The organism is Nitrospiria bacterium, from assembly GCA_036397255.1.
Classification (GTDB): domain Bacteria; phylum Nitrospirota; class Nitrospiria; order DASWJH01; family DASWJH01; genus DASWJH01.
Genome location: DASWJH010000050.1, coordinates 24,998 through 38,465, shown reverse-complemented (window position 1 = coordinate 38,465; position 13,468 = coordinate 24,998). Strand labels below are relative to the sequence as shown.

General features: G+C 48.9%; 20 protein-coding genes. 17 read left to right on the top strand and 3 right to left on the bottom strand.

The genetic code is table 11. The features are described 5' to 3' along the window. From VGB26_06760 to VGB26_06740, 5 genes are all read left to right on the top strand, one after another. Nucleotides 1–1,083: N-6 DNA methylase (locus VGB26_06760; protein HEX9757488.1), on the top strand; the 1,083-nt coding region annotated here is incomplete at its 5' end. A gap of 2 nt (nucleotides 1,084–1,085) precedes the next feature. Then, the gene (locus tag VGB26_06755; protein ID HEX9757487.1) at nucleotides 1,086–2,594 is read left to right on the top strand and encodes a restriction endonuclease subunit S; all 1,509 of its coding nucleotides are present in this window, start codon (nucleotides 1,086–1,088) and stop codon (nucleotides 2,592–2,594) included. Nucleotides 2,595–2,660: 66 nt separating this feature from the next. After that, nucleotides 2,661–2,999, top strand: coding sequence for a hypothetical protein (locus VGB26_06750; GenBank protein ID HEX9757486.1), 339 nt, complete (start codon nucleotides 2,661–2,663; stop codon nucleotides 2,997–2,999). A gap of 74 nt (nucleotides 3,000–3,073) precedes the next feature. After that, entirely contained in the window at nucleotides 3,074–3,643 is a 570-nt protein-coding gene (locus VGB26_06745) for a tetratricopeptide repeat protein (protein ID HEX9757485.1), read from the top strand. 167 nt (nucleotides 3,644–3,810) lie between these two features. Further along, on the top strand, nucleotides 3,811–4,293 hold the full coding sequence (locus VGB26_06740) for a nucleotidyl transferase AbiEii/AbiGii toxin family protein (GenBank protein ID HEX9757484.1): 483 nt from the start codon (nucleotides 3,811–3,813) through the stop codon (nucleotides 4,291–4,293). A 154-nt stretch (nucleotides 4,294–4,447) separates the two neighbouring features. Here VGB26_06740 and VGB26_06735 read toward each other — a convergent pair whose 3' ends face one another. Continuing rightward, complete coding sequence (locus tag VGB26_06735) at nucleotides 4,448–4,591, bottom strand: hypothetical protein (protein HEX9757483.1); 144 nt, start codon at nucleotides 4,589–4,591, stop codon at nucleotides 4,448–4,450. 534 nt (nucleotides 4,592–5,125) lie between these two features. Between VGB26_06735 and VGB26_06730 the strand changes: the two genes are divergently transcribed. The 12 genes from VGB26_06730 (at nucleotide 5,126) to VGB26_06675 (ending at nucleotide 12,665) form a co-directional block, all read left to right on the top strand. Further along, nucleotides 5,126–5,686 carry a hypothetical protein gene (locus VGB26_06730; GenBank protein ID HEX9757482.1) on the top strand — a complete coding sequence of 187 codons (561 nt, stop codon included), beginning with the start codon at nucleotides 5,126–5,128 and terminating at the stop codon, nucleotides 5,684–5,686. A 76-nt stretch (nucleotides 5,687–5,762) separates the two neighbouring features. After that, nucleotides 5,763–6,233, top strand: a complete 471-nt coding sequence (locus VGB26_06725) for a retroviral-like aspartic protease family protein (protein ID HEX9757481.1) — start codon at nucleotides 5,763–5,765, stop codon at nucleotides 6,231–6,233. Between the two features lie 73 nt (nucleotides 6,234–6,306). Next, nucleotides 6,307–7,143, top strand: coding sequence for a hypothetical protein (locus VGB26_06720; GenBank protein ID HEX9757480.1), 837 nt, complete (start codon nucleotides 6,307–6,309; stop codon nucleotides 7,141–7,143). A 506-nt stretch (nucleotides 7,144–7,649) separates the two neighbouring features. After that, on the top strand, nucleotides 7,650–8,156 hold the full coding sequence (locus VGB26_06715) for a hypothetical protein (protein ID HEX9757479.1): 507 nt from the start codon (nucleotides 7,650–7,652) through the stop codon (nucleotides 8,154–8,156). Nucleotides 8,157–8,221: 65 nt separating this feature from the next. After that, nucleotides 8,222–8,560, top strand: a complete 339-nt coding sequence (locus VGB26_06710) for a hypothetical protein (GenBank protein ID HEX9757478.1) — start codon at nucleotides 8,222–8,224, stop codon at nucleotides 8,558–8,560. 108 nt (nucleotides 8,561–8,668) lie between these two features. Next, the gene (locus VGB26_06705; GenBank protein HEX9757477.1) at nucleotides 8,669–9,079 is read left to right on the top strand and encodes a hypothetical protein; all 411 of its coding nucleotides are present in this window, start codon (nucleotides 8,669–8,671) and stop codon (nucleotides 9,077–9,079) included. A gap of 334 nt (nucleotides 9,080–9,413) precedes the next feature. Continuing rightward, complete coding sequence (locus tag VGB26_06700) at nucleotides 9,414–9,764, top strand: hypothetical protein (protein HEX9757476.1); 351 nt, start codon at nucleotides 9,414–9,416, stop codon at nucleotides 9,762–9,764. A gap of 243 nt (nucleotides 9,765–10,007) precedes the next feature. Next, nucleotides 10,008–10,214: a hypothetical protein gene (locus VGB26_06695; GenBank protein ID HEX9757475.1), complete on the top strand. Its 207-nt coding sequence runs from the start codon at nucleotides 10,008–10,010 to the stop codon at nucleotides 10,212–10,214. 160 nt (nucleotides 10,215–10,374) lie between these two features. Beyond that, nucleotides 10,375–10,845 carry a hypothetical protein gene (locus VGB26_06690; protein ID HEX9757474.1) on the top strand — a complete coding sequence of 157 codons (471 nt, stop codon included), beginning with the start codon at nucleotides 10,375–10,377 and terminating at the stop codon, nucleotides 10,843–10,845. An 8-nt stretch (nucleotides 10,846–10,853) separates the two neighbouring features. Next, the gene (locus VGB26_06685; protein HEX9757473.1) at nucleotides 10,854–10,988 is read left to right on the top strand and encodes a hypothetical protein; all 135 of its coding nucleotides are present in this window, start codon (nucleotides 10,854–10,856) and stop codon (nucleotides 10,986–10,988) included. 1 nt (nucleotide 10,989) lies between these two features. Beyond that, on the top strand, nucleotides 10,990–11,610 hold the full coding sequence (locus VGB26_06680) for a hypothetical protein (protein HEX9757472.1): 621 nt from the start codon (nucleotides 10,990–10,992) through the stop codon (nucleotides 11,608–11,610). Between the two features lie 140 nt (nucleotides 11,611–11,750). After that, nucleotides 11,751–12,665: a restriction endonuclease gene (locus tag VGB26_06675; GenBank protein ID HEX9757471.1), complete on the top strand. Its 915-nt coding sequence runs from the start codon at nucleotides 11,751–11,753 to the stop codon at nucleotides 12,663–12,665. A gap of 76 nt (nucleotides 12,666–12,741) precedes the next feature. On the opposite strand, the gene VGB26_06670 is transcribed toward VGB26_06675, so the two are convergent. Next, entirely contained in the window at nucleotides 12,742–13,107 is a 366-nt protein-coding gene (locus VGB26_06670; protein ID HEX9757470.1) for a VOC family protein, read from the bottom strand. A gap of 34 nt (nucleotides 13,108–13,141) precedes the next feature. After that, nucleotides 13,142–13,390 (bottom strand): hypothetical protein, encoded by a 249-nt coding sequence (locus tag VGB26_06665; GenBank protein ID HEX9757469.1) that lies wholly within the window; start codon nucleotides 13,388–13,390, stop codon nucleotides 13,142–13,144. Nucleotides 13,391–13,468 lie beyond the last annotated feature (78 nt).

The window sequence follows — 13,468 nt, the reverse complement described above, 5'->3', positions numbered from 1 at the left end:
GCCATCTCCTTCTGCAGGTATACGGAAGTGTGGCCTATCGGACAGAAATATTTCAAATCGAAAAATTGCACTTTAAAAGAAAAACCAATATTTCTCTATAAGTTAGAACAGGCAACCCATTCAACGTTGGGACACTACTGGGTTAGCATCGTAAATCCAAGAAATGGTGAAACTGTTATTGACCCGACTGTTGGCATTGCCGACTTTCTTTCTGTTTCGTATGTAAATTCAGATAGCAAACTTGACGACAATAATATTTTCGGGATGGAAATTGACCCTCAAATGATAATGTTGGCAACACTGAATATGTTATTGAACGGTGATGGCAATGCAAAATTAAAATCCGAGCCAGGTCACGGCTCTATTCTTCACAAGTTTGACCATAAAGGTGATTTACTTGAACTTGTTCCGCAACACAACAAAAATGGTAACTGGGACAATCGCAAAGACAATCTAAAACTAAAAAAATTTGATGTTGTTTTAACTAATCCGCCTTTTGGTGAAGATAGAGCTTGGCGTCCTAAAACTCCGTCTGAAAAAGAATTAGCAGAGTGTTATGAACTCTGGAATATTGCACGTACAGGCGACTGGATGGATAAGGGTTTGATATTTCTTGAAAATGCTTATCGCATTTTAGCAGACAATGGGAGATTGGGGATTGTCCTTTCAAATTCAATTGCCTCAATAGACCGTTGGCAAAAAGCAAGAGAATGGATTATGGAAAATATGCGTATAGTGGCAATTTTTGATTTGCCAGCAAATGTGTTTGCTGAAACAGGAGTTAATATAACCCTGCTTGTTGGGTATAAACCAATACCAAAAGAATTGCAGAAGCTAAAAATAAACGGCTATAAAATCTTTTTTAAAGACATTCAAAAAATAGGTTACGAAATACGGACTACTAAACGAGTAAAGAAATTTGAACCTCTTTACAAAATTAATTACACAAACTTTGATGTAGAGATTGACCGAGAAGGCAAGCCAATTCTGAATGAAGAATTTTCATCTACAATTTGCGAATTTAGAGAATGGTGCAAATCACAGGAAAAAACATTGCAAGACCTATTTATTAAGGCGAAGTAACTATGAGATATACAGCAGTTCCAAGAGAAATATCGTCAGCAGAAATTTCAAGTAATTTATTTTCGCTTTCATCAGCTCAATATAAGAGGGTAGTAATAAAAAACCCAAATTGTATTTATGTTCGTGATTTTTTAAGCCGCAAATTATCTTATTCCGATTTGGGTTCAGAGGTTGGCTCTATAAATTATATTGATGCTTCACCAAAATATTTTTTCAGAACAAAAGGATTGCAGCAACATTCTTTTATTCCTGACATAAACGCTGAAAGCATAATCCCTGTTAATCCAAAAGTTTTTTCAAATCAAAACTTAAAAGAGGGGGATTTGATCATTTCAAAAGACAGCAACATTGGTGAAATAATAATACTTGATAAAGATTATCCTGACTTGATGCTTTCAGGCGCATTATTTAAACTTCCTATAAAAAGAAGGAAATACTATTTACTCGCTTTTATAAAGCACGATTGTTTTCGTGAGCAATTAGATTTCATGGTTCCTAAAAGTGCAACTATCAGGCACGCAAAGACAATATTTTTAGATTGCAAAATCCCTTTACCGAGTAAAAACCAAGAACATGTAATAAAGTATCTTGAAGGATTGACACAAGCAGCGATCAACAAGGAAAAGGAACTCCGAAGCAAACATTTTAAGATTCATCAGTTAATAAAGTCAGAACTTGAAAATAATCAGAAGCCAAAGAAGTTTCAGTATGAATTCCCAAGCTTAGAAGAATTAAAAAAAGCAGGGCGAATTGATACCAATGTTTTTACACCATATTTTAAAAGCGAAGAACATAAAATCCGAAACTACTCCAATGGTTATTCGTCCATAGAAGAGTTAGATTTTGAGACATCAAGAGGGCAGAATTTACAAATCTCAAACATTGGCGATAGCATTTACAGTAATAAATATCACGATGGCTTTTATACATTAATGTTGCCAAAACATTTATCGCGGTTCGGAACTGTAAACGAAACAGAATATTTAGGCAACAGACGAAAACTAATAACTTTAAAAAAAGGTGATTTGATTTTTGGTGCTGAAGGATTTGAAAAGGGTCGTTCAATTGTTATTTTTGATGAATGCTACAATACAATCACCAACATTCACGGAATTATATTGCATCATAGACAAGGCAATATTCAACTGTCAATTTTTGTAAAATGCTTCCTTGACTATTTGCGTAACATAGGATTGGTTGACAAGTATGCAGTCGGTGGTAACGGTGGTAGTTTAGCAATGAAATACTGGAGCATTATTCCGTTTCCTAATTTTCCAAACAATAAACAAAAGGAAATTACAAAACTTTATCATAACTCACAAACATCAATAGACACATTAAAGCTCACAATTGATAATTTTGTGCAACATGACAATGTCTTTAATCAAAATGCAGGAATCACCGAGATTGATAAATCACTAAAGAAAACAAAAGAAAGAATTGACGAAATAATTGACCAAATAGTAAATGACCACGATATTGACACTAAATATGACTTTTTAAATGGCTAACAAATCGTTCAAGCGGACGGCAAAAAGCCGCCGCCGCTTAACTTAAGCGTTATGTGTCATAGATAAATGGCGAAGGAATATCTGGAAAAGTTGTCCGAGCTAGTCTTGCGGCTGGATATTGAGAAAGAAGTCGATTATCGGATTGAGGTAAAACATCTCTTTACAGGGGCCGCTCTTTACGTGAATAAAGTCATTTGTGCGTCATGGTCTCCTGTAGGCTTGGCTTTTAAGTTGCCTGAGAAAGAAGTGGCTAGTTTAATAAGCAGTGGAAAAGCCAAACCCTTGAAATATTTTTCAAAGGGCCACGTGAAAAAGGGCTACGCACTTTTTGAGTTACCAGAAAAAAGCAGGCCAAGTAGATGGAAAGGATATTTTGTAAAAGCCATGAAGCACAGCCATGAATAGACACATAACAACCGGTTCCACGCGACCGGCTACGCCGGCGCGTGAGCCGGGTCGTTATGCATGAGGAGAAGGAGTTGAGAAAACTTGCCGTTCCCACCATCGCAGTTTTCCTACTAACCAGTTGGGTTGTTCTATCCCAGGCGCAAGGTGCGTCTCAAGACTGCGGGGAGGATGTCATTGAACTCTATGTTCAGGGGGATCCTCAGACTCGTGCTCTGTATAAGCACTCACGGGTGGAGTTTGAAGCGAAATGGTTGGAGAGAACGCGATGCAGGGCCGAACAGGGAGATGCAGAGGCACAACTTTCACTTGGAATCGCCTATCGCGACGGTAGCGACGGACCACCGCAAAACTATGTCAAAGCGGCGAAATGGTTCCATAAGGCTGCAGAGCAGAAAAATGCTATGGCTCAATTCAACCTGGGGCGGCTGTACGAGAATGGGCACGGAGTGCCGCAGGATTACGTGAAGGCGCACATGTGGTACAACGTGGCGGTGGCAACATTCGGTTCCAACGGGAAGGACTCGCTATCACGCATGTCAGCCTTTAAACGCCGAGAGGCGCTGGCAGCTAGGATGACTTCGCAGCAGATAGCTGAGGCGCACGAATTGGCGAGAGAATGGTGGGAGAAGGCCAATAAATAGGATGCTAGAAAGGGTGCCGAGACCTATGCGGCAGAAAGTATCGCACCTAGTATATGAATTCGGAATGCATAACAAGGCGCGGTTGTCGGACAAATTTTCCGCTGTGCTCCAAATTTGCTGCGAAGCGCGGCGTTATACGGATTGGCGCTTCGACTAAAGAGAGACCAATGAGGGGGTTGGGTATACCGGACGCGGAGCTTGAAATCCTCAAAGCGCTCAACCGCGGCGACGTTGCATATCTCCTCATCGGCGGGTACGCGATGCGGTGGTACGGTGCCACCCGACAGACGATCGATGTGGACCTTCTGGCAAGCTCCACACTCGACAACGCCCGGCGGTTCGTCCGTGCGCTTGAGCGGGCGCTCGGCCACGTCCCCGGCTTCTCGGCCGAGATGTTTGCCGAGGCGAAGAAACAGGTGAGGTTTCAGGGCGACGGATACCGGATGTCCGTCCTCACATCAGTGGAGGGCCTCGCGTTCGAGGCCGCCTACGGGGAACGCGAACACGCCCCTCAGGGCCACGTCGTGATTCCTGTCGTGTCGCGGAGACATCTAGCGTTCATTAAGCGGGTTGCGGCCAACGCAGATCTGGGGCGTCGAAACAAGGAGATGGGCGACATTGCGTTCTTGGAAGCCCAGGGCACCGCATAACTTCGGCATCCAGCCGACGGCCTACGGCCGCGGCTGATACCGGCGTTGGGCAGCCTGAGGATGTCGACATGGAAGACTCCCACCTCGGCGACGCGGACATCACGAGCCGTTTCTCCGTCCAGCGGCTTGCGTGGGAGGACGACAACGGCTGGCACTACCTCGGTTTTGACGTGTCGGAATCCAGGACTTTCAAGGATGCCAGAAAGGTCTGCCGATGGGTCAAGAAATGCGTCAAGTGCTCGGGCCTATCTCCCATCCGGCCCTGCCGCAACTGCGGCAACACGCAGTTCACTGGCATCTCGATCACCGGCTCCTCATCCCCCGGGATCTCATGTAGCCGGTGCCGCCTTGCCGCGGCCCGGTGGGAATGCAAGGGGTTCAGGTGCAGCAACCCATACGATTCCACCCTGGGCGAGCTCTACCATCCCATCTGCTTCATCGCCACGGCAGTTCTGGAGAATCCACTCGCTTCTGAGCTTACGCTCCTGCGACGCTTCCGCAGAGAGCTGGAGCGCTCGCAAACTGGACTGCTCTTCACCCGAGGTTATGATCGCGTTTCACCTTGGCTTGCCTCCATCGTTTCTCGAAGCCCAGTGGCTCGGCACACAGCAAGGTTACTCGTTGTCCGTCCCGCGTTGCTCCTCGCACGATGGCTCACACCGGGCGCTGGGAACACGGCGACGGATACTAAGCGTAGTTGAGTTTGGGCATGCCTCTCCGTCCGCTGCCCAACTACTGCGTGAACCCGACGGCGGGCGGGAGGGCAGGGCCAGTGCGCGAGTTCGCGCTCGCCCGCCGCGGGTTACGCATGCGTTAGCTCATGGAGAATCCGATGAGAAGATTAATTTTGCTCTTCAGCCTCGTCTTGTTACTCGGTGGGTGTATTACTACCGGACCGACTAATAATGTCGACTTTGGCAAGATTGAAACCATCAGAGAACTAGAAGGTGTCTACCAAAATCTTGGTGAACGTGAACAGGGAGCATATCCTATTTATCTGTCACAGGTGATTTGGCCGAAAACCGTAGGAATAGATCACGCCGCTATTACAACCATCGAGGTCAGGTTACTGAACCCCAACACTCTCGGAGTCAGGGCAAGCAGTAACAATGGTGTCGAAAAAGAGGATACGTTTGTTGAAGGGAAGGACTTTGAGATTCATTCCGGACGCATTCGTTTGAAACAAAGCTTCAGGATTGCTGGTTTCAGGTCAGGAGATCTCATTGTCGGTCCCACCTACGAGCGAGATGAACTCGGTCTCGATAGGAAGGGGCATGGAAAGCTGAGCAAACAAGGCGGTTTTGTTGGGTTAGTCGTGAGCCTCATACCCATGGCCATCGGTGTCAACGAAGACGTGCGGTTCGTCAGAATAGATAAAGTGCCGAACCCATGAGCTAACAATTTGCTCAACACGGACGTGCAAAGGACGCGCGCCGGTTAGCTCGGGGTTGGGCGGTACGGGGTGTGTGATGAGTTCGATCTACGTCGATGTGAAGATCGGAGGTGCCAGGGCAAGATTAATCGTTCGCAGCCTTGTCGATACGGGTGCGGAGATTTCCCTCCTTCCGGTGAACCTTGCCAGACGCATTGGAGCATGGAAAACCAAACGGCAGATCACCGTGGTCGGCGTCCATAATCAGTCGCGGACTCTACAGCTAATCGTTTGTCGAATTTGGGTTCCATCTCTTGGTAATATCGGCGGTCGAGTCCCATTCGCCATGACTGACAATGACCAGGAACCAATTATTGGCATGGACGTTCTTAAGCCAATGGGTATCTCGATCAACACAAAGACGGGCGTCCTATCGGTCCAAAACGAGGTGTGGGAGGCATTTAAGACTCTCGCTGGTGCAGGGGTGGCATTCTACGCAGGCATAAGCCTGCTTGAGGCATTGAGCGGGAGCAAAAAACGCCGATATCGTCGCCCAACAAGGCGCTGAACACGGACGCGCAAAGAGCGCGCGCCGGTTAGCGTAGGCGTTAGGCCGCATGCCTTGCGGGTGAAAGGGGAAAATGGAAAACAGATTTACTAGATTGCTACTCGTTCTTACCGTGGCGGTGGCACTAGCAGGTACGTCATTCACTGCTCCTATTGTGTTCGGTCAGCAAAGCGAGTCGGGCACCAAGGCCGATCACTACCCAACCTTTTTTAAAGTTTATAGCAAAGATGGGCGAGAAAGCCTGACCGCAAGCTGCACCCCGATTGACCTTAGCACTGTTGTAAATCAAGTGACCTGTAAATTTATCCACGTACGCTTCGATCTTCCGGAGGAACGGCCAGACAAGACGGCAATTCCCCTGTCGGTAGAGGAGGCACTTAAGGCAGATCCAACGTTAGCGCAGGAAGTGAAGAAGAACCCCAAGAAATTTGAGCAGGAAATGAGGAAGGGGCTAGAAAAGGTTAAGCAAGGTTTCTGTTCCCCCTCTTCTAAAGAGAGGGTTGCCATTGAGACGAAAATGCGTGACCCAGAGATGGGACCTAAAAGAAAAAACTATTACCAGCAATGGCTTGCGGCATGCTCGGACAAGGACCCGAGTGTCTTCGTTAAGCGGATGTTGGATCTCGAACGACGAACTTGCGGCCTTTGGGTTGATCACTTCAGGCTTGAGTTCAAAAAGGCCAGAGAGGGTCAATGGTTATACCGGCAAGAAACACCTGGCCTTCTTAGCAAGGTGTTGAAAGTCTATGAACTTACCGGAGACAGTGCGCTATGGACCCTCTCGGAAACACGTGTGCCCACTGAAGGTGCAGAAGAACAACCTGCCCAGACTGTTTGGAGTTGGAAAAATGTCACAGAATATGAGATGCCGTGCGAGTTCATCTCACACAGCCTGATTCAGTTCCCGTGATCTGGAAAACGATTCCTGGCCTAACACGGCGCTCCAGGGGACTCGCAAAAAGCGGCGCGCCCCTGAGCTTGATTCGTTATGCGTCTCAGATCGGAGAAGAAAATGAATGAGAAGTCCTCTTTGGACGTCATTCCTCTGAAGCACTTCTGGTGGCATCAGCTGTGTCTCAATACTGCTCACTTTTCTGTGTGGATCGGATTCTGGATTGCCGTATACCACGCTTGGCGAGAAGCTGATTTTGCCTTACTGGCGTTTCCACTGATGCTCCTCGGGATAGGACTCTTGATATTTCGTGGCGTCGCATTCTTTATGAACACGTGGGTTATTTGGTCTGCCTACATATCACATCGTGAGATTAGGGAGGCAGAAGACATCGAGGAAGAGCAGCGTCACGAACATGCAGAGTGAGAACCAGCTGGAGCAGCTGTGAATGACACGCATAACCAGCCCATCCAGCCGACGCCGAAAAGCAGCGCGGCTGATGGGCGTCGTTAGGCATCATTTCTATGCTTACCAACGATAGTCTTGTGAAAGCAGATAGATTCACGGCCATAATGCAGAAGATCGGCTTTGCGATTTGGCAGCTTCAGGAGCTGGAGTGGGCCACAGCACATTACTTGACCCTATGTCTCCATGCGAAGCGGGGTATCGGCCAGGAGAAGGGCGCCGCCCTTCTTGAAGCAGCTGGGAGGGGGACCTTTGGCTCCCTGCTGAACGAACTCTCTAAATCAGGCATTCTTGCTTCTGAGCTCGCGAAGCGGCTCAACGCTGCACTCGATGACAGAAACTGGCTTGTGCATCGGTCTCGCCGGGAAAATCGGGGCGTTTTAAATTCCGACAAACAGTGTGCAATTCTTATCGCGAAGCTTGAGAGAATCAGTGCCGAGGCACTATCTCTCTTAAAGGAGGTTGGTCAACTCATAGAGCGGTATGCGCTCGATTCCGGCGTGTCGAAAGAGTTCGTTGATCGGGAGGCCGAGCGCCTCCTGATACAGTGGGGCACTCTCGAGTGAGCAGCCTAATCGAGTGACATCAGCTCACAGTGCGTTTGGCGGACACTCCGTCATGGAGACGGGTAATGAGCAGGTTTACGGTAATGGTCGCTCTCATCATATTGTCAGCCTGTGCGGGTGCAGGTGCAGGTGGACTAAAGCCCTCAATCGCAACCTCACCGCCTGGCTACCTCGAATCCTTTCCTTTGGGTTCTGTAACAGAAACTGAGATGATCTCTAAATCAGGTCCTCCGGACAGAACAATTGATTTTGGAGGAAAGAAGGCCTTTGGTTACCAGCTCGGAGAGGGGCTTGGCGTGCGAACCTTTACCTATATCTTTGAAGATGGCGTCATAGCTGATGTGCTTTACAACGACAACGGGCCCTACAACGGTTCAACCGCAAAGAAAGCGCAAAACAAATAGACTCAGTCGGCTCGCCTAACAATTCGCTGAACGCGGACGCGCGAAAAACGCGAGCCGGTTAGCTTTCGCGTTCGGTGGAAGTAAAAAAAGGAAAGGGGGCTATCAACTATGTTCATAAAGTGGTTCGTCGCACTATTGATTTTCACATTTACTATTTCATCGGTTGCCTGTAGCAAGAAGCTTGATTCAAGTAGCCTGCCCGTCAACACCCAATTCCTAATGGCAGACAATCTTATGTGCGAAATCGTAGCCGGATCAAATCGTAATGAGATTGGGAATAATATCACTTTGATGGGTCTTTTATCGGATCAGCCCAAAGTAAAATATGAAAGTGGGACGACTTCCCCAATGGAAAAGGTCTTTGAGTCTGAATCGACACTCACAATTCAACTTATTGCATCTGGGACTGGCAGTGTAGACACGTTCGTGATTGACATGAAGAAAGGGCATTTCTCACGCGCAGCGGCTGGGTCCCTTGCGGGGGTTTACTCCGATGCTGCCATTGGCACATGTAAATAGAGCGCCGAACAAGGCGCTCAAGCGGATCGCCGAAAAAGCCGGCTCCCGCTTAGCTTATCGTTAGGCCGCACCACACATGGACACGAAAATGTTGAACACCATCGGGCTTATTCTGGACTTTATCGGTGCCGTGATTCTCTTGATCTATGCAACAAGAACCGTGGGAGCGACTACACCAGTGGACCAAGACTATCTGACCTCTCGTTGGTGGTCGTATGCGGGCTACGGTTTTATCGCCGTGGGCTTTTTGTTCCAATTAATTGGGAGTCTATGTTGAAGATCCAAACGTTCGCTTGCTGAGCGTCGATTGCTTCGTTCATCCGAGGGGGGAATCATGCTACAGATGCTGCTATTGCTCTTACTCATTTCGGCGTCTGGCGCAGCCTATGCTGAAGAAGGGGTCTACATCCATGACGGGTTTCTTAAGGGCGAGCAGTATTTGAAACTTTCCGAAACACAACAACGGGGATATGCCATAGGGCTAGTTGACGGCCTTTTCCTTTCTCCCCTGTACGGCGCTCCAAAGGCACGTATTGCCCCATTCGAGAAATGCGTTGAGGGCATGTCGGACACCCAAGTTGCTGCGGTCCTGACGAAGTACCTACAGGACCGCCCAGCTCGATGGCATGAGTCAGCAAACGCCGTGTTCTTCGGTGCGCTTAAGGACGCATGCGCGATCAAGTGACGTGCAGCCTAACCCGTCACTCAACCCGACCGGACACCAGCAGGGCTCACTCGCTCCGCTCGTGGCGTCGGGGGCCGGCGGGTTAGTTCTCGTCGTTAGACCTCAATCAATATGGCGTTTGGTAAAGGTCCTCATTTGAACTTGAACTGGCTTACGCCCTTGCTCGTCATTTTGGCTTTGGTATTGAGTTTCGCAGCAAAGTGGCTGGTTCCGCTTTCACTTCCTCGGTTCAGCGTGTTGCTATTGAACTTGGTCGGAACGGTTCTTCTGGCGTCCGCTTTTGAACCCAACTTTCCTAAGCATGGCGATGGTGGATGGCGGGATAGCCTAAAGTACGCGGTGAAAGAGTTCCCAAAATATGGCTCTCCTCCTGCGTTCGATCTGGTGCGTTTTTATGTAGGCCTCCTATTCCTCTTAGCTGGGACGATTATGTCGGCAGCGTTATCGTGAGTGGAGCCGAAATTTTATCTGATTTCTGTATCTCGACTTTCTTATGAATATGATGATTCACAGATGTCTGACACCGCCACCCAAAGCGATTAAAGAGCCTCAAGACCGAGACCATGATGATTTAAAAGAGCGAACCGAAGGGACCCTGGGGATATAGTATATGGAGCAGGTTATTTTATACGCTTGGCTCTTTGTTGGCATCGTCGTGAACACCGCTGACACGCTTATCGACTGGCTAACGGCCCATGGATTCCCATCTGGCATAGTTGTTATCGGAATTATCGGGGCGATTGCATTCCATGTTCTCGACAAGTGGTCAATTGAGATAGGGGAGCGGGTTCAAGCTATCGAATCGAAGTTAGGCATCGAACGGACACCGCACGTACCGAAGAAATCTCCCTGGTGGATGCTTCTTGCGTGGTTCATAGTGGCGATTTACTTATTGGGGAAGTCGCTTCAGGCGGACGGCTTTGCCTTTGCCGCTGGTATTGCCGTATCGGGCTTCATGCTGCTTCTATGCGCCTTCTGCGCTTACTGCTTTATTGATCAAGCGGTAAGGGATTACTGGCGCAAAAAGCGAGAGACACAGGAGCTACTAGACAAAGTATTTAGCAAGCGGGAGACGGATTAAGAAGAGAGATGACAGCGAGAAAGAACGGAAAAAGAGACAAGCTCAATTATCGGAGAAGCTTGCCTAATTATCGGCTTGAGAGCGACCGGGAAAAAACACCCGTCAGCTCAGCCTTCGTGTTAGACCTCGCCGATGCGGTGTGAAATGAGTGACGAACGACAGCTTATGAACGTATTCCTCGACCTGCTCCCCAATCAGCCGCGAGACGATCAGACACGCGAAAGCTTTCGGCAGCTCCTCCGCCAGCGCTTTGAGGAACGTCTGCCAGAGGCCGTCGAGCGCATCTGGGAACTGCCCCCGATCATTCTGAAAGAGCCTTTTGAGGACTACATGGAGCTTCTTCTTGAAGCACGCACTCTGTTCTTAATGGGTCATTTCTATTCCTGCGTTGCCATGTGCGGCGTCGTTGGTGAGCGTCTGGTCAAGGACGTTTTGCGGGTCTCTGTTCTGGTTCAGAAGGAGGGTGGCCCGCAGCCACCGCCGGACGTTGCGCTGGATCAACTGGAGCGAGTCGAGGTGAATGGAATCGTCAGGTTCTTGGAGAAGGCTGAACTTCTGGATGTCAAGGCCGCAAGGGCTGCTGCTGCCCTTGGCGAGTTGCGCAACAAGTACGCTCACGCGCGAGGTAAGAAACCGCAAGGCGATGCCCTTGAAGCCATCAAGCTGCTTCACGTCCTTGTCGAGGGTACAGTGTCCGTGTTCAAGGACTTTGAGATCAAGGAGGGCGCGTTGGTCCGCAAAGCAAGTGATCCAATGAGGGTGTGAGGTCTAACCCTTGGGTTGAGACGGACGCGAAGACGCGCCTCTCACCCAAAACGTTAGGTCACACCACGAGAAAGGCAAATGCTATGGACCAGACGTGTCAAGCTTTCGTGTTAAGGATCGCCCCAAGCGGAGGGGACCGCGTGGATGAGGCAGTTGCTTCAAATCAAATCATCATAGGGTGGTCAAAGGCCGTGGAACTGCTTGACTCAAACTTGGACTGGCATACCTTCCGCGAGGCGATGCGCAAGTGCTACTACCCCGACGAGCCCAATCTACGCCGTGCCGGCAATGCGGCTGGCCACATGTGGCGATTCATCCGTGAGATGAAACCGGGCGATCTTGTGGTCGTGCCGCACGGGTCTGAGTTCTGCGTTGCCGAGATCGCTGCCGCTGCAACCCACGACCCGTCAAAGATCGACGATGACACGGCGTTCCGGCGCAATGTGAAGTGGCTTAACGACAAACACCCAATGCCCCGTACCCTAGCGCGTGCCGCTTTGCAGTCTCGCATGAAGGCTTACGGCACTTGTGCATACGCGACAGACCTGCTCGGGGAGATCACGGAATGCCTTGAGGTCGCTGGTCAAAAACAGCGGCCAACTTTTGAGTCGGATTTGCACAACCGGTTAGTGCGTGAAACCTTGGCCGAAATTCGTTCAGGGCGTCTCGAGTCTTTTGGCTTTGAATCTTTCATCCAGAAAGTTCTGAAGGGACTTGGTGCTGAGGAAGTCCGGATCATACCGAGGTCTCAAGACAAGGGAGCCGATCTGCTTGCCACCTTCCTCGTTGCCGGAGCCTTCAGGCTGCTTGTTGCGGTTCAGGCGAAGCACTATAGACCGGAGCCCCCCGTCGGACCAGAGGCGGTGCAACAACTCATCCAGGGTATCGAAGCCGAATTGGCAGACCTTGGTATGGTGGTGACATCTGGAACCATTTCAAAGGAGGCGGCGCAGCTTGCAGAGAGCTTTTTCGAGGAGAAGGGAACGAAGATTGAGCTTGTCGAAGGGGTGCAACTGGCGTCTCTCATCGTCGAGCGGGGTCTCTCCTCGACCTAACAAACCGCTGCAGCCGACGCCTTACAGCCTCCGCTCGTCCCTCGCTCCGGCTTTCGGCAGCAGGTGAGCTTTATCGTTAATCACTTTTCAATAAAAACTCGTTTCCATCGATATCTTTAAACTTTGCGAAGGAACCTCCTGAACTTTTTTTCACCTCCCCAACGATTTCTACCCCATTGGCTTTGAGTCTTTGAACCTCCTCCTCAACGTTTGAGCATTGAAAAACAATGGACGCTTTACACTCATTCCATTTGGGCATAATCGATCTTGGATAAAGGACTAAACAGGTTTGCCCCCCTTTGGGGCCCATTTCCAGTAGATGGACATGGTCTCCCATGAGAATATTTTTTTGGATCACGAATCCGACCTTTTTCATCCAAAAATCAATGGTTTTATTTTGATCCTCCACAAAGACGGCAACGGTATGAATATGTGTAATCATAGATCTCCTCCAATCTCAATATATAAGATCAACTTTATTCCAATACGATTTTATTTCTCTTTTTTAGTTCAAAAAATGTTAATTCCCACGTACCGGATTGGACATCATGTCGTAGAATATAGAGGCTCCCTTCCGTGCAAATGACCTTGAAATAACGGTGCTCTGGAGCAAGCCACCGGTCCATGACCTCCTTGACCTCAAAACGGGTTTCCCCAATATAAAAAGCCCTAGGGGTCTCCTCCCCCTTATACCCCGCATAGCATTCCACCCGAAGGGTAATCATTCTTGAAAAATTATCCCATATCGGTACAGTAAAAAGGCAATCAATCCGATCAAAGCCAATTTAAACAAAATCCAATAG